This window comes from Pontimicrobium sp. MEBiC06410, from assembly GCF_053601615.1.
The window spans coordinates 1-16,214 of the sequence record NZ_JBSHNT010000128.1 but is presented as its reverse complement, the minus strand read 5'-3'; the positions used below and the strand labels follow the sequence as shown (position 1 = coordinate 16,214).

Here is a 16,214-nt window from a genome sequence, read left to right as displayed (position 1 = left end):
ATTAATAGGAACTCCTTTTAAAGGTCTCTAAATTATTCACAATTGAATCTTGTAAAGGCTTTAATTCTTCTACATTGTAATAATCTAAAGGAAAACTCCAAGCATAACTTTTTGAAAACACAAGACCATATTCGTTAGTAAAGAAGTAGTTATGTTCCTCATCCATAGCCTCTTTATCATCATAAAAATACTTAAAGACTTTTATAGGTTTTCCTTTAAAACTAAATGTTTTAGAGTCTACTAACTTACAAACTAGACCCCTAAAGTAAATAGAGCTATCATTTGTCATATTTTTAGTTATAATATAATGAAAAGCATTATTACTATCTTCTGTTTTATATTCATAAACCATGTTAGTGCTATCCTTATATTTTTTATATAAGGCAGATTTCTTTTTGCTTTTATAATCACGATATAGTGTTTTTATCGTAATATTTTTATAAGCGTTTTCTTTTATACTTGACTCATTCTTTCCGCCACAGGCAAAGATGACGCAGCAGAATAAACTAAAAATTATTAACTTTTTCACTTCTTTATTCGTTTTTCATTTTGTTTTACAAAAGCACTCCAACCAGAATAGCTTTTACCAACCTCTACACGACCTTGATTATAAAAATGGCAAACGGCTGCGCCTAAACCATCCATAGAGTCTAGATTTTTAGGTAATGTTTTAATCCCTAACATGCTTTGTAGCATTTTTGCTACTTGCTCTTTACTGGCATTACCATTTCCTGTAATAGCCATTTTAATTTTTTTTGGAGCATATTCTGTAATAGGGACTTCTCTAGATAATCCAGCTGCCATTGCTACTCCTTGGGCTCGACCAAGTTTTAGCATACTTTGTACATTTTTACCAAAAAATGGTGCTTCTATGGCTATTTCGTCTGGATGATGTGTATCAATTAATTCTATAGTACGTTCAAAAATAAGTTTTAATTTTAGGTAATGGTCATTATATTTTTTTAGGTCCAACTCATTCAATTGTAAAAATTGCATTTTTTTATTAACGACTTTTATGAGTCCAAACCCCATAATAGTTGTTCCTGGATCTATGCCTAATATTATTTTTTCTTCTGCCATTTAATCATTACAATATGTACAGCCGCTTAAAGAAAATGATACGCCTACTGTTGCAGTAAATAAATTTCCATTAAAAGAGCCAAAGCCTTTAGTTAATGGATCGAATTCTTTTGCAAACCCAAAAATATAAGACGCATCAAAATATACCGATACTGTTCTTGCTACTTTATAATGTAGCTCTACACCTCCCATAACATTAAAAAACGAAATGTTGTTATCTTTAAAGTCTCCTAATGGTTTAATTATAGAATATCCTGGACCTACATGTCCTACCAATGCCATATCTACAGGTAAAAAACCTACATCTCTTGTTGCATCGTATACCAACTGGGCATTTATTCTTGTATAATTTACTTTAAATTCTGGTGTATTATCATCGTTTGCAAATCTGTTATATCCAAAATCTAATTTAGCTCCTATTTGAGGTTTAAACATACGTTGTATACCTAAATTAATTGTAGGGAAATTGGTTGATTTTGCTACAAATGGTCTCACTAATCCATCTTGTGCTGGACTATTTAACCCAACTGCTATTTGGGCTTTCCAAATACTTGTTTCTACTTGAGCAAATGCAGTGGTTAATCCTAATAAAAAAAAGGCTAAAAGGCAATAGTGTTTCATTGAGGTCTTCATTATAGTATATTTGATTTAATTTGCAGCACATAACACGTTACATTTTTAATTGATGAAATTGTGTTGCTGTTTAAATTTATGAATAGTACGTTACCATACAAAACTAAACAATTCTTTTTTATACTCATTAAATTGAGTATTGTTGTTGGTGCTTTTTATTTTATATATAATAAGTTGGTAAATAATGGGGCTTTAGATTTTCCTGAATTTGTTGCTATTTTGTCTAAAAACAACGTGTTTTCTGCTAAAAACGTATTTCTACTACTACTTTTAAGTAGTTTAAATTGGTTTTTTGAAATTATAAAATGGAAAATTTTAGTCTCTTCTATAAAAAAAATCAGTTTTAAAAATGCCTTAGAACAAAGTTTAGGTTCGCTAACTGCATCACTTTTTACGCCTAACAGGATTGGAGAATATGGAGCAAAAGCAATTTATTTTTCTAGTAACCACAGAAAACGCATACTTCTTTTAAATTTAATTAGTAATCTCATGCAAATGAGTATTACCATTATTTTTGGGTGTATTGGTGTTGGGGTATTTTCTACTAATTATAGTATTGCAATTGATTATTTTAAAATATCCAGAGGCCTTATAATTATTGTTGTTGTTTTTGGCTTTGCTATTATTGGTATTAAACAAAGTAAATACACTATTAAAGGGTTTTCTCTTGAAAAAATTAAACAGTTTATATTTAAGTTATCTATAAAAATTAAAGGAATGGCTTCTGTGTTATCTTTAATTAGATATCTCGTATTTTCTTTTCAATTTTATTTTTTGTTACAGCTTTTTGGAGTACAATTATCTTACTTTGAAGCGATGACAATAATTACCTCTATGTACTTATTAGCATCTATAATACCTTCATTATTTATTTTTGATATTATTATAAAAGGTAGTGTGGCGGTCTATTTATTTTCTATGGCTGGTGTTAATGAATTAACTATTTTATGTATTGTTACATTAATGTGGTTACTTAATTTTGTAATTCCAAGTATTTTTGGAAGTTACTACGTACTTAATTTTAATTTACCAGAAAAGGATATTGTATGACTTTACTTTTTATAGGCACTACTTTAGTATACTTAATTTTAATTGGTAGTTTCCTTATTGGTTTTGATAAAGTTGAATCTTTTACTACTAAAGACTTAAAACCTATTACTAAATTTTCAGTTATTATTCCATTTAGAAATGAAGCTGAAAATCTTCCTGAATTATTAGCTTCCATAGAGCATTTAAATTATCCGAAGCATTTGTTTGAAATATTATGTATTGATGATGCTTCCAATGACAACTCTGTTTCATTAATTACTAAATTTTTAGAAGAGCATCCAAGCTTTCAAATTTCTATTATTAAAAATATAAGAACTTCTAATTCTCCTAAAAAAGATGCCATTACTTCTGCAATAGAGATTAGTAAATACAACTGGATTGTTACTACTGATGCCGATTGTTTACTTCCTAAATACTGGTTAGATACATTTGATGCTTTTATACAGCAAAAAAATACTGATTTTATAATTGCTCCTGTTACATACACGGCTATTAACTCTAATTTAAAACAATTTCAATTACTTGATTTTTTAAGTTTAATTGGCGCTACTATTGGTAGTTTTGGTATAAAGAAACCTTTTTTATGTAATGGAGCTAATTTAGCCTACAGTAAATCTTTATTTAAAACTGTAAATGGTTTTAATGGTAATAACACTATTGCCAGTGGAGATGATATTTTTTTATTAGAAAAGGCACTTAAATTAGATAAAAGTAAAGTAGGATATTTAAAGTCTAAACATGCCATTATAAAGACCAAACCGCAACCTAATTGGGTTAGTTTAATAGCCCAACGTAAACGTTGGGCTGCTAAAACGTCTAGTTATAATTCTTTATTTGGAAAGTTAACTGGCTTAATTGTTTTAACAATGAATGGTGCTTTAATTTGTGCTTTAACTTTTACATTAATTGGTTCTCTTAACTTAAGGACTTTTTTATACATTTTTATTATAAAATCTGGAATCGATTTTTTGTTACTTTCTAAAACTAGCCGCTTTTTTAGTCAAGAGCGTTATTTAGTTGCTTTTATTGTTTCTAGTATTCTCTATCCTTTTTTTAGTGTTTATACTGCATTTATATCTTTATTTACTACCTACAAGTGGAAAGGAAGAACGTTTAACAAGTAACCTATTCTAGTTATTCGCTTAAAATTTTTACTTTTACAATAAATCCAAATCCCAAATACAATGAAAAAACTAGTCATTTTACTAACTTTTATGGCGGTTAGCTGCTTTGCTTTTTCGCAAAATACCTACTCTGTTAATAACGAAACTCTTGAATTAAAAACTGAGGTTGATGGTACTTTAGATTTACTTTGGAATACTTTTAATGGTCAATATCGTTACTTTATTAAAGATAATGATGGTCGTATTACCGAGTTAAAAAACACAAAAGGTGCAAACAATAAATATCAAGAAGAATACAAAACAGTATTAACAGATTTAACGCAACAAGATGCTTCTAAAGTTAAATTAACGACATATAGTTTAAAGTCTTTTCTTAACAATTATAATACTTCTGTAGATGCTAATTATACAAGTAACGAAACTAAAACAAAGCTAAAATTTAGATTAGGTATTTTTGGAGGTATAACTAATAATCCTTTTGTTGATAACCCAAATAATGAAACTGTACCATTTTTTGGCACTGAGTTAGAGCTAGTCTCTGACGCTACATTACCAAAACAAGCTGCTTTTTTAAATATTAGACATAGTACAGACAATGATGATTTTAATTATTCTGCGACTCAATTTGCATTAGGATACCGTTATAGGTTTATTAATAAAACGGGGTTTAATATTTATGCACAAACTAAAGCTGTTACTTTTACCTCTGCTAAGTCAACACTAAGTTATCTAGATGCGAGTAACAATGTCGTTACAGAGGAGTCTACTGGTACTAGTTTTGATGCTCCTTTTGTTTTTGGCGTTGGTGCAGATATAAAATTGAGTAATGGTTATTTAACTTTTGTCTACGATTCGTTATTTGCGATTTTTATAGATAATCAAGGTAATTTCTCTACAGACTTTGCTGTTGGTTATAAATTTAATTTATAATGCGCTTACTTAATAAAACATCTAACCCAGTATTTACTGGTTATTTTTGGGATCATCCAGAAAATATACAGCGTAAATTAACGGTTAGAGGTGTTTTTATTAAAACTTTATTTTCATTAATTATTATTAGCTCTATAGTTGTTGGTATTTGGAAACTACACAGTACTGGCACCAATATAAAATGGTATACTACTGGCGGTATGCTTAGTGCCATTATTATTAGTATAATTATTTCTGTTAGGCGTCATTGGGCTCATATTTTAGTTCCGCTTTATGCAGTAGCTAAAGGGTTTATGTTAGGTGGTATAACTGCTTATGCTCATGATATGTTTCCTAATATGCCTTATCAAGCTATTGGCATTACTATTATTACTTTTTTTGTGGTTTTAACGTTATACCAAACACGTATTATTGTAGTTACAAAAAAACTAAAGAGTGTTATCATTACTGTTTGTGCAAGTATTTTTGTTGTTTATATTGTGTCATGGATTTTAAGTTTTTTCGGTATTAAATCATTTATTTGGGGGACTTCTTGGATTGCTATTGTTTTTAATATTATAGCTGCTACTTTTGCAGCCTTATCATTGCTTTTGGATTTCGATTATATAGAACGCCAAAAAAACCGTGCACCAAAATATAACGAATGGTTAGCTACATGGGGACTTTTAGTTACCATTGTATGGCTTTATGTAGAAATTTTAAGGTTAATGAAAAAGCTTTCTATTCGATTTTAAAACTACAGTATTATCTAGATCCCCAATACTTCTTAATTGTATTAGTTTACATTAATTACTATTGGTAGTTTAAACTCTGTTTTTACGGGTTTATCTCTCTTTAATGCTGGATATATTTTTGGAAGTGATTGTAAGCTATTATATAGTAACGTTTCTATATTTGGTATTTCTACTCTAGTTATGGAATCTACTTTTATACTTTTTAAATGTAATGCTCCTACTTCAGAAATTTGAAGTTCTAATAGAATTGTATCATTAATATCTTGAGTAACTATTATTGTTTCGGTAGCCAAACTATTGGTTATATAGGACGACAAAGTGTTTTCAAAACACTGCTTTCTATCCTTTTTTTCTATAGAGTTTTCGCAAGAAGCAAATACAGGGTAGGCATCTACTTCATTCCAATTAAAGGTTTTTAACTCTTCTTTTAAAATATCTTCTGTTGCTATTTTTTTAGCATCGAAATAGTTACACGATGTAACGCTTAATAGAATAAAAAAGAAAACAACCTTTCGCATAACTTAATCTGAAATTGAAAAGTACAATTTTTTATTCAATTTTTAATCTTGTTTCTTTTCTTCTGCATTTAAAAATTGCTCCTCTTTAAGTTTAGATGCTTTTTGTTTCGCCATTCGTACAAATGGGCTTTTAGGGTTATGCTCAATAAAATCTTCGTATAGTTTTATTTTAGACTCTGTATCCTTATAATAATCTGCTCTTGTATGCACTATTAAAAATTTAGCATACATATTGTCGGGGTTTTCTTTTAAGGCCTTCTTATAAGCTTTTATTGCCTTTTCTGGTTGTTTTAAATAGTTATATACTCGTGCTAGGTCTGTATACTCTCTATCTAGTGGGTAATCTTCTAGTTTTATAGATAAATTAATATATTTTTCTGCTTTTTTATAATCTTTTACTTTTTCATATAACAAGCCTAACAGATATAGGTTTCTGGTATCTTCTGTATTAAACTTTAATGCTAATTTTAGATTACTTATAGCTTTATCAAATTCGTATTCTTCTTTATAGCTATCGCTTAATTTTTCGTAAATAAATTTAGAGGATTCGCCTAAGCTTAATAATTTTTCGAATAACACTATAGCTTTCTCATATTTTTGTTGAAGGTAATAGCCTTGTGCTTTTAAACTAATTAATGCAACATTATTCTTGTAAGTATTTAAACCTACATCTATATATTTCCTAGATGCTTCATAGTTTCTTTTTATTAACTGATATTTAGATAATTTAAATATTGCTTTTTGATGGGTTTTATCTAGTTTGTAGGCTTTTAAATAATGTTGTTGTGCTTTATCTCTATTTTTAACTTTTTTGGTAATAGTATCTAACTTATTTGCTTCATTACTATCTTTTAATTGTTCTAACACTAGTCCTAACTCATAATGATAGTTAGGGTTTAGAGCGTTTATATTTATTAACTCTTTAAATAGTTTTGTAGCTTCTTTTCTTTTTTTAGTTTTTGCTAAAAGTTTTGCGTATTCATATTTTATGAGTGTTTGCTCTGGATAAGCTTCTGTTGCTAATTTGTAATTTAATATGGCTCTATCGTAATTACCTATTGCCATGTATGCTTTTGCTAATTTTACATAAACAGCTTCTGGCTCATCATGTGCTTCATACGTTGTTATGGCTTTTGTATAGTTTCCATTTGCATATAAACTATCTGCAATATGTAAAACCGAAGACTGTGCCTCGGTTTTACATGAGAAAAGTAATACTAGAATTAAAAAAATCACCCTCATTTATAATATTATCTTTCTATTTTATCTCAAATTTTATTGGTAAATAATAATTTGTACTGGCTGTTTTCCCGTTAAATTCCCCTGGTATTAATGTTGGTATTAAACTCACTAAACGTTCTCCTTCTGCTTCAAACGCTCTATATTTAGCTCTAACTTTAACTGTTTCTACATTTCCATCTTTACCAATAGTAAAGAATAAAGATATTCTATGTTGTCCTTTTTCTCCTATAGATTCTAGTTTCTTTTGGTTAAAATTTTCAATCACTAATTGTTTTAACTCTTTATTAAAACAGTCTTTCAATTCTGCATTAGATCTTAATGTTTCGCATCCAGGAAATGCTGGTACTCTGTCTAATTCATTAAACGTAACGACATTGTTAGCTATTCTTGACCATTTTTGTTTTTCTGTTTTAATAACATTCATACTTTTAATGTTCTCTGACTCTAATAATACAGCATGTTCATCTGCATAGGTAGAAAATGTACTCCCATCTTTAAAATCTACAATAAAATGAATTTCATGTTTTTTTGTCAAATCATTTGTAGCTTCAACAATGTTATATGTAGATTTTTTAGTGTTTTTATTATAGGTAATTAACCTAACGTATGCTTCGCTATTGGCCTTTAAAAATAATTCTCCCTTGTCTTTAATGGCCTGTTTTTCTGTAGATAAATCTTCTTCTTTTTCTACAGAAAAAGTGTATTCTGCAATGTTTTTACTAGACACTACTGTATTATCATCGATAACATCCTTAGAGCATGAGGTATAAAATAGCATCCCTACTACCATAGGTATTAGTAAAGCATATTTAATTAAACTAAATTGTTTTGATTTTGTTTTGTTTAACATAACGATTCGTTTTTTGATTAATGATTTTTTAAAAAATGGATTGATGAAGGATATATTTTGGGTTTGAAAAACTTGAGCTAGTAAATTCTCATAATATGCAGTTTTATTAATTTTTACTGCTTCTGAATCTGCTAAAAACTCATGTAAGTTTGCAATCTTTCTTTGATAGATGTAGACTAAAGGGTTAAACCAAAATAAAATACGTAAAACCTCGAATAACAATAAATCTATACTATGCTTTTGTTTAACGTGTACTTCTTCATGTGCTATTATAGCTGTTTTCTCTGTTTCTTTTATTTGTTCTCCTATAAATATGTAATTGAAGAATGAAAAGGCTGATTTACTGTTTAATAATTCTATTAAAAAAGAGTCCTTATATTTAGTTTTTGGATTTTTATATACTAGTATTAAAATGCCTATTAGTTTATACACAAATAGTAGAGCAGCAATAGTACAACCGACACTTAATATAAAGCCCCATGGCAACGTGTTTGTATTGGTGTTTAAAAGCTCTATAAGCGGTCTATTTGTATTATGCGTAACAGTTTCTTCATAACCCATTACAATTTCTGGTAGCATAATAGTGTAGTCTACAGGAATTACTGTTTTAAAAGCATCTACTTTTATAAATGGCAAAATAATAGACAACATTACCGAGGCCAATAAATAGGCACGGTTCCAATTAAAAAAGGTTTCTCGTTTTAAAAACAAATCGTAAAGTATTAAAAAGAATAACTGAAATACGACAGTTTGTATAATATAATGCAGCATATCTATTCTTTTTTATTAATCTCTTTTAATACAGATTCTAATTCATTTAAATTAATGTCGTTTTTTTTCATAAAAAAAGAGACCATACTTTTAAACGAGCCTTGAAAGTAGTTATCTACCAATTTATTTATAGATTGGTTACTATATTCATGTTTTTCTAATAGAGGAAAATAAATATGTCCTTTTCCTTTTTTTTCGTAATCTACAAACCCTTTACTTTCTAATATTCTAACAATTGTAGATACGGTATTATAGGCTGGTTTAGGTTCTGGCAATTCTTCTATTATTTGTTTTACATTGGCTTTTTTTAATTGCCATAAAACATGCATTATATCTTCTTCTGCTTTTGTTAATTGCTTCATTTTTCAACTAAGTTTTTAGTTCAAGTGTTTTACAAATATAACTAAATATTTAGTTTGAACTAATTTTTTAGTTTAAATGTAACATTTTATTTATTTGTGCGTCTTATTAATAAATTTTTATATGGATATTCTTTTAACGGTTTTTGGCTTCCTATTTGTTTGCTTAGGTTTAATTGGGAGTATTCTTCCTATACTTCCTGGGCCTCCATTAAGTTGGATAGGGCTTTTATTACTATACTTAACAGATGCCATACCAAACGATTGGTTATTTTTAACTATTACGCTAAGTATTGCGCTTATTGTTTTTGCTCTAGATTATATTATTCCTGCTATTGGTACTAAAAAATTTGGAGGTAGTAAAGCTGGAATGATTGGCACTTCTATTGGATTAATTGTTGGTATTATTGCCCCTATTCCTTTTGGAATTATAATTGGCCCTTTTGTAGGTGCTTTAATTGGAGAATTAACTAATAATGCTGACTCTACTACAGCTCTAAAAGCAGCATTTGGTTCTTTTCTTGGTTTTATTACAGGTACCTTTTTAAAGTTTATAGTAGCTGTTATTTATTTTGGGTTATTTATAAAAATATTTTGGGATTATAAAAGCATTATCTTTTAATAAGCTTATATAAAAGAAGAAACCTTATGGTTTTCTTTAGAAGAAAAACCATAAGGCTAGTGTAAATGTGCTATTACCAACTAAATTCTATCGAGGGACTGAATTGAGTTAATGATTGTTGATGATTCAAAGATAAAACTTATTTCTCTTGTCGGTTACGGCTTTTACCGTAACAGGATTACGGTTTTTCCCGTAGTATTTAATTATAATTACTTGTAAGAGAAGGTGAAAAAAAATTAAAAAAAATAAATTTTAACATTTAAGACTATAATTTGTAGGTTTTAATTTACAAAACCTTTATCTCTAGCTTCGTGTATAAGCGTTTCATCTTTTCCGTCTTCTATTTCAAAAACCTCTTTTAAATGCTTTTTACGCTTTTCAATCATACTTAAAGACAGATCTATATGGTTTCTAATGTCTTTTGTTTTAATTCCTTTAGATAATAAATGAAGTATTTGATGATTAATTTCATCTAATTCTATAGCACTAGAAATAATATTTCTAATAACATTATTTACTGTGCCACTATAAAATGGTGGGTTATTTAATACAGCTTTAAATGCGCTTGCTAATTCACTTGATGTTAAATCGCTTTTTATTAAAAAGCCATCTGGGTTAATATTTTTAATAACACTGTGTATTCTATAAGGTTCATCGAACATGGTAAGCAATACAACCTTAGAGTATGGTAAATTTAACCGTACAAACTCTGCTAAATCTATTCCAGATTTATATTTATTATCGGAAGATGCAGGAATACTAACATCAAAAAAGAACACATCGTAGGGCTGCTCTATAGCTATAGACTTGTTAATTGCCTTTATAGCTTCGTCACAATTAGTAGCTATATCTATAATGAGTTTTTCATTTTCTTTTTTGGTAGCTAAAAGTGTATTTTGATAGCCCTCTATAATCATAGGGTGATCATCTGTCATTAATATTTTAATGCTTTTTTGTTGCATTTTAAGGGGGTATTAAATTAATTTGGGACTCTTATTTCAATTGTTGTACCTAGGTTTGCTTTGGTTTTTATATTTAAAACACCTTTTATCTCTTTTACTCGAGAACGCATGTTTTTAAGGCCTATTCCTTTTTTAGCCTTGTTTTCGTCAAAACCAGATCCATCATCTTTTATGGCTAAAGATATTAAATTATTTTTTTGTTTAAATGAGATATCAACTCTTGTTGCTTCTGCATGTTTGTATATATTTTGTAAGGACTCTTGTACTATTCTGTAAAAATGAATTTTAGTTTTATTAGAAATGGCATCCCAATTAATATCTTGATCTGCAGTAATTGTACTTTCTAAATTGTAGGCTAAGGTTTGTGTTTCTACTAATGTTTCTATAATATCTAAAAAGCCCGAATGTGCAATAAAATCTGTATTTAGGTCATGAGATACCTTACGTATATCTTGCTCTATAACTTTAAGTTCATTAATGTAATTTCCTCTGTTTGCTACTGCATCTTCTGTTTTACTTAAATTTAAACTATCTAAGCTTAAACGGGCTCCAAAGAGCCTTCCTAATATCCCATCATGTAATTCCTGAGAAATACGTTGCTTCTCTAATGCTCTTGCTTCATCCATTTTATCCTGCTGTGATAGCATTAGGTTATAAATTTCTTCATTAGCCTCCTGCTGTTGTTGGGCTAATTGTAACTCTTTATTTTTTTCGCGTTGTGTTTTTATTATGTATAAAAAGAATAGTGTTATTAATAAACCTATTGAGGTAATAATAAGCATTTGGTTTTTTTTGGAAATTCGAGTGTTTTCTTCCTCAAAAAGTCTATTCTCTTGTTTTATTTCATCGGTTTCGAAGTTTATTCTTGCAAATTTGTTACGAATGGAACGTTCTGCAAGCACAAGACTATCATTTAGTTTGATATGCTCGTATAAATATTTTTTTGCTATTTCTCCTTCTTCAATTTTAGATTTTAATAAAAGTGATTTTAGTTTCCAATTATTATTATTTAATAAATTTGCTAAGTCATGACTTTTATTTGAATAATACAGAGCAGAATCTTTATTATTGTTTTTAAAAAAATATTCTGAAAATTGATCTGCAGCTATCATTATTTCATAAAAATCTTCATTTTTTTCGGCTACAGAAATTGATTTTCTAAATAACTTTTCAATATCTTCATTAGAATATAACCCGTGTAAGAACTTACTGTAAGCCAAACTAGATAGTATTAAGGAATATGTTGTAGGATCGTCTTCTTTTATTTTGTCGTTATTTAAGGTCTGATTTAAAATAGATATAGATTTTTCATAATCTTTCTTTCTTCTGTAGAGTATCCCTATATTGATGTTAGAGTATACTTCACGTAAATAATCCCCCTTAATTTTCCGGCTAAAACTTATTGCCTTTGTATGGTATTGTATCGCTTTATCGTATCCTTCTATCTGTTCGGATGCTATTCCTATTAAATTATTAAGCGACCATAATAAGCTATAAACTTTATCTGTTTTCTTTAATTTACTTAATATTTTAATCCCTTCAATTGCATTTATCTCACAACCTATATAATCTCTTTCTGTTTCTTGAATATTTGCCATATTCTTTAGGATATCTGCCTCAAGCTTCTTTTCCCCAATAGAGTTATAAAATTTCCTTGTTTTAAAATAAAAATAGTATGCGCTGTCTAATTTGTTTTTGTTTTCAAAATAAAACCCTAGATTATGGGATGCATATGCCATTTTCAATGTATCCTTTAATTTTCTTGATATTTCTAAATTTTCTTTATTAATTCTTTTTATCGAATCATAAAATCCATTTCTTAAAAATAATGAAGACAAGGTTCTATTACTTACTAAAATAATGCTATCGTTTTTTGTTTCTTTTGAAAGTTTTATTGCCAACCTAGCATAATAAAATTTATCTTTTATATCATCGCTATTATCTGTTAATTCTTTTAGTTTGGCAATACTATCTTTGGTTTTAGATAGATTTTGAGAAATAACAAGTTTTGGAAAGAAGAATAATATAGAAATGATATAAATTAATCTCAATGTAATTGTATTTATAGTGTTATGTCGAATTTATGTTTTAAATATAGAAAATAACTGAGAATTTGTTTTCTAACTAATCAATTTATATTCAAGCATATTACTGTATAAAGTTATAAATTCTATTTTATGTTGTTATTTTATAATATTATCCGTTTTCTGGAACGCTTGCTTTGTCCTTTTTGTTAAATACACTCGATAATTCTACTTTAACTTCTTTTATATCATGGTTTGATGTTTTTACTACCGTTTCTGTATTTGATATAGGTAATACTGCGGTTAATAAGCCTATTGATAGTATCGCTATTAGTGTAAGTTTAATGTATTTCATGTTTGTTTGTTTTTAATTAATTGGTAGGTGTAGGGTTATAAATATTATCCGTTTTCTGGAACGCTTGCTTTGTCCTTTTTGTTAAATACACTCGACAATTCTACTTTAACTTCTTTTATATCATGGTTAGATGTTTCTACTACCGTTTCTGTATTTGATGTAGGTAATACTGCAGTTAATAAGCCTACGGCTAGAATGCCTAGTAAAGTAATTTTGAAGGTTTTCATAATTGTTTGTTTTTTTTATAGTTTAAGGTTTGATAATTCTAAAAACTGAACACAACGTTATCGCAAAGATTTAATTCATTAATAAAATTAGATCTTACACAAGTAGTTGTGCTTATAAAAACACATACAATTCATTAAGGGGAAGACACAAAAAACATGTACATACCCTTAATATTCAATGGACAAAAATAGTCTGTTAATACAAAAAAATTGTAGAGGGGTTTAACAAAACTTTAGCAAATATACAGATTTGCTAGTCTTAAAATTTATATTTTTCGATAAAATGCATGATTTAACGCTAAAAAGCTAGGTCTTGTGTTGTTTTTTTTGTATATGAAACAGTATTGGTAAAGTATTGATGCAGAAAAGAAACAAGAAACTCATTTTACACACAAGTCTACAGATAATGCACTTGATAGTGTAGTTAACTTTTAAACAAAAGAAGCCAGCGAAGTTAACTTCGCTGGATGAATTTAATATTTAAAAATTGTCAACCTATTTTAGGACGACTCACTTATTTTGTTTACTAATCCATAATATAAGTATTCTTCACTTTATTATAAATAATATTTACAAGCACTATAAACGATATTAAATAGGCTATGTAAACATAGCTTACAACAACATAAGTATCATAAAAACTTAGTGTAAAATATTGGTCTTTTAATAAAGAACCAATTATTAGCATTATACCGATAATTAAAATTCTTTTTTTCATAATCTTATGATTTTAATCAACTTTACTAAATATAATTTTACTTCTACCCTCTTTATGAATTAATAATGCCTTTATTTCATAGTCATCTTTTTTCCATGTAATATATAGAGGTTTTTCATCGAAACTTCCTTCTTTTAAATCTAAAGAGTATTTTTTTGAGTTACTTCTAATCTCACCATTTTCATTTTTATTAATAGATTCTTGTTCAAGGGTTCTTTTTGCTATTATTTGTATGCTATTTGGTTTCCCGTATTGTGCATTAAATAAATCGAAGAAATCTCTGGAGATTATACTATTAAAGCTAATATATATTGTTTCTATTTTATTGTTTTTATCTTTTTTAACCTGTAACGATCTGTATGGCATACCATACAAATCCTTTGTAATATTCCAATCTTTTAAAGAATAAAATTCTACCTCAATAGAATTAAAATCCATTGCTGGATTTTTTTTAAAATCATTCCCTATAGTTTTTTCAAAAACTGAAATAGATTCTCCCAATAATTTTTCAAATTCTATCTTATTCATAAAATTACTGTTTGTGTTAAAAGTTAATAGTATTAATAATAATTTAATCATGAAATAATTTGTATTTATGTTAAAGGTAATAATAAAACAATTAACAATCATACGGATCACTTAAACCTCAAATATGGAGCAGGACTAGAGATATTAAAAGGCGCTGTAGAACTAAACGACCCACCAATAATTGATAATTGATATTCTAACACTTCAAAAAAATATATTTCTAATTGGATATCTGTAATATCTGGGTATTGAATAAAATGATAATCTGTTGCATCCATTGCATTATTCACAGCTTGTGCTGTAATGTTAGCTGCTTGACCATTTGTCATCCAAGCAGGCATAGTAAAATATATTAAATCTATATTTACATCTATTTCTCCATAATATGGACTTCCATTTGGTCTAATCCCAGCAGTATGATAAGTATTATAGAAATTAGCTACAGCACAACTTCTTTGAAGTGCTCCTGGTGGTTTAGCAAACTCAAAACTTCTACAATCTGCTCTTAAAAGAGGGTTTGCGTCTGGATTTGCAATTAATACTCTAATAGCATTCATAGCTTGTTGCTGTGATTCTTCACTACAACTATCTTCCTGTAATAAGGATTCAATTTGATTAGCGAGACTTTGTGATTGAGATTGTAACCAAGTAGACATTTCTGGTGTAAAATTAGTTAATTCTTGTAAAGAGTTTAAGCATACTTCATCTTCTTCACTAATAACTGGACACCCTGGGCATAATACAGGAGTCGTACTTGGCTCTATACCTCCACCATTACTAGTGGTTTGGTTAGGGTTTGTAGAATTACTGTTTGTGTCTGTATTACCTGTACTACCACCACCATCTCCACAAGAGGTTTCGTTAGAGGTTAAAACCCAGCCCCCACTAGTTGCAGCTTTATCTGGGTTATTCCAATAATCGCAAGCTGCTCCATCTGCGTAATCATGTTGTCCGCTATCACACAAATTTCCTGCTTCCCATTCGTAAGAGTACACGGTACAGGTTTCTGCATCGGAGTTTACTTTATCGAAAATAGTGTCTGAGATATCTTCTAGCGTGATATACGTAATTTTATCCTCTACATCTACAATCTCTCGGCTTGCTAATGCATTACGCTCGTTTGCTGTTATGTTATATTGCACTAAAGAGACCTTAAAACTGTGGTCTTCCTGTTCTTGTAATAATAGGTTTTCTAATACCCCATTATTCTCTGCTCTGTAAACGCCAAAGGTGTAGTTTTTTAATCCGTTACTATGTGTTATTACTTTAGCATAATTGGTATTAATAGTAAAGTCGTATTGTGCATTGTAAACAGTTTTATTGGCTTTGCTTTCTATACGTTTAGTTTCGGCTTTATTTATTATGCGCATTAAGTTTTTATCGTTTTCAATGGCTTTAGTGTTAAGCCTAGAAATGTTAACATTACTTTTTAATGCTGTTTGTTGTACTTGTAAAGTATCGTCTTCTTTTTGGCAGTTAAAGGCTAA

General features: G+C 28.6%; 19 protein-coding genes. 5 read left to right on the top strand and 14 right to left on the bottom strand.

Translation table 11 applies throughout. From position 1 onward, the window contains the following. Position 1 precedes the first annotated feature (1 nt). Genes ACVC08_RS01895 through ACVC08_RS01885 form a run of 3 tightly spaced genes read right to left on the bottom strand, consistent with a single transcriptional unit; the run spans position 2 to position 1,701 of the window. Positions 2 to 529, bottom strand: a complete 528-nt coding sequence (locus ACVC08_RS01895; protein WP_452597505.1) for a hypothetical protein — start codon at positions 527 to 529, stop codon at positions 2 to 4. Then, positions 526 to 1,080 carry a crossover junction endodeoxyribonuclease RuvC gene (gene ruvC / locus ACVC08_RS01890; protein ID WP_452600784.1) on the bottom strand — a complete coding sequence of 185 codons (555 nt, stop codon included), beginning with the start codon at positions 1,078 to 1,080 and terminating at the stop codon, positions 526 to 528. The genes ACVC08_RS01895 and ruvC overlap by 4 nt, the downstream gene beginning before the upstream one ends. Continuing rightward, complete coding sequence (locus ACVC08_RS01885; protein ID WP_452600783.1) at positions 1,081 to 1,701, bottom strand: outer membrane beta-barrel protein; 621 nt, start codon at positions 1,699 to 1,701, stop codon at positions 1,081 to 1,083. Between the two features lie 90 nt (positions 1,702 to 1,791). Here ACVC08_RS01885 and ACVC08_RS01880 point away from each other — a divergent pair, with 90 nt between their 5' ends. From ACVC08_RS01880 to ACVC08_RS01865, 4 genes are read left to right on the top strand one after another with little or no spacing between them, the layout of a single operon-like run. Next, a complete protein-coding gene (locus ACVC08_RS01880; protein WP_452600782.1) occupies positions 1,792 to 2,763 on the top strand; it encodes a lysylphosphatidylglycerol synthase domain-containing protein in 972 nt (323 codons plus the stop codon). Further along, positions 2,760 to 3,887 carry a glycosyltransferase family 2 protein gene (locus tag ACVC08_RS01875; protein WP_452600781.1) on the top strand — a complete coding sequence of 376 codons (1,128 nt, stop codon included), beginning with the start codon at positions 2,760 to 2,762 and terminating at the stop codon, positions 3,885 to 3,887. The genes ACVC08_RS01880 and ACVC08_RS01875 overlap by 4 nt, the downstream gene beginning before the upstream one ends. Positions 3,888 to 3,947: 60 nt before the next feature. Continuing rightward, a complete protein-coding gene (locus ACVC08_RS01870; protein WP_452600780.1) occupies positions 3,948 to 4,817 on the top strand; it encodes a hypothetical protein in 870 nt (289 codons plus the stop codon). Beyond that, positions 4,817 to 5,551, top strand: coding sequence for a Bax inhibitor-1/YccA family protein (locus ACVC08_RS01865; RefSeq protein ID WP_452600779.1), 735 nt, complete (start codon positions 4,817 to 4,819; stop codon positions 5,549 to 5,551). The genes ACVC08_RS01870 and ACVC08_RS01865 overlap by 1 nt, the downstream gene beginning before the upstream one ends. Positions 5,552 to 5,592: 41 nt before the next feature. On the opposite strand, the gene ACVC08_RS01860 is transcribed toward ACVC08_RS01865, so the two are convergent. From ACVC08_RS01860 to ACVC08_RS01845, 4 genes are read right to left on the bottom strand one after another with little or no spacing between them, the layout of a single operon-like run. Continuing rightward, positions 5,593 to 6,069, bottom strand: a complete 477-nt coding sequence (locus ACVC08_RS01860) for a hypothetical protein (protein ID WP_452600778.1) — start codon at positions 6,067 to 6,069, stop codon at positions 5,593 to 5,595. Between the two features lie 42 nt (positions 6,070 to 6,111). After that, complete coding sequence (locus ACVC08_RS01855; protein ID WP_452600777.1) at positions 6,112 to 7,311, bottom strand: tetratricopeptide repeat protein; 1,200 nt, start codon at positions 7,309 to 7,311, stop codon at positions 6,112 to 6,114. Between the two features lie 16 nt (positions 7,312 to 7,327). Beyond that, entirely contained in the window at positions 7,328 to 8,932 is a 1,605-nt protein-coding gene (locus ACVC08_RS01850; RefSeq protein WP_452600776.1) for a M56 family metallopeptidase, read from the bottom strand. A 2-nt stretch (positions 8,933 to 8,934) separates the two neighbouring features. Beyond that, positions 8,935 to 9,294 (bottom strand): BlaI/MecI/CopY family transcriptional regulator, encoded by a 360-nt coding sequence (locus ACVC08_RS01845; RefSeq protein ID WP_452597927.1) that lies wholly within the window; start codon positions 9,292 to 9,294, stop codon positions 8,935 to 8,937. 121 nt (positions 9,295 to 9,415) lie between these two features. Here ACVC08_RS01845 and ACVC08_RS01840 point away from each other — a divergent pair, with 121 nt between their 5' ends. Further along, positions 9,416 to 9,913 carry a DUF456 domain-containing protein gene (locus ACVC08_RS01840; RefSeq protein WP_452597928.1) on the top strand — a complete coding sequence of 166 codons (498 nt, stop codon included), beginning with the start codon at positions 9,416 to 9,418 and terminating at the stop codon, positions 9,911 to 9,913. 281 nt (positions 9,914 to 10,194) lie between these two features. Here ACVC08_RS01840 and ACVC08_RS01835 read toward each other — a convergent pair whose 3' ends face one another. From ACVC08_RS01835 to ACVC08_RS01805, 7 genes are all read right to left on the bottom strand, one after another. Then, positions 10,195 to 10,875, bottom strand: coding sequence for a DNA-binding response regulator (locus ACVC08_RS01835; RefSeq protein ID WP_452597929.1), 681 nt, complete (start codon positions 10,873 to 10,875; stop codon positions 10,195 to 10,197). A gap of 17 nt (positions 10,876 to 10,892) precedes the next feature. Further along, the gene (locus ACVC08_RS01830) at positions 10,893 to 12,926 is read right to left on the bottom strand and encodes an ATP-binding protein (RefSeq protein WP_452600775.1); all 2,034 of its coding nucleotides are present in this window, start codon (positions 12,924 to 12,926) and stop codon (positions 10,893 to 10,895) included. Positions 12,927 to 13,071: 145 nt separating this feature from the next. Further along, a complete protein-coding gene (locus ACVC08_RS01825; RefSeq protein WP_452600774.1) occupies positions 13,072 to 13,254 on the bottom strand; it encodes a hypothetical protein in 183 nt (60 codons plus the stop codon). Positions 13,255 to 13,298: 44 nt separating this feature from the next. After that, positions 13,299 to 13,481 (bottom strand): hypothetical protein, encoded by a 183-nt coding sequence (locus tag ACVC08_RS01820; protein ID WP_452600773.1) that lies wholly within the window; start codon positions 13,479 to 13,481, stop codon positions 13,299 to 13,301. Between the two features lie 526 nt (positions 13,482 to 14,007). Continuing rightward, entirely contained in the window at positions 14,008 to 14,199 is a 192-nt protein-coding gene (locus ACVC08_RS01815; RefSeq protein WP_452600772.1) for a hypothetical protein, read from the bottom strand. Positions 14,200 to 14,211: 12 nt separating this feature from the next. Continuing rightward, positions 14,212 to 14,727 (bottom strand): hypothetical protein, encoded by a 516-nt coding sequence (locus ACVC08_RS01810; protein WP_452600771.1) that lies wholly within the window; start codon positions 14,725 to 14,727, stop codon positions 14,212 to 14,214. A 107-nt stretch (positions 14,728 to 14,834) separates the two neighbouring features. After that, a partial coding sequence (locus tag ACVC08_RS01805) for a hypothetical protein (RefSeq protein ID WP_452600770.1) occupies positions 14,835 to 16,214 on the bottom strand: 1,380 nt, incomplete at its 5' end.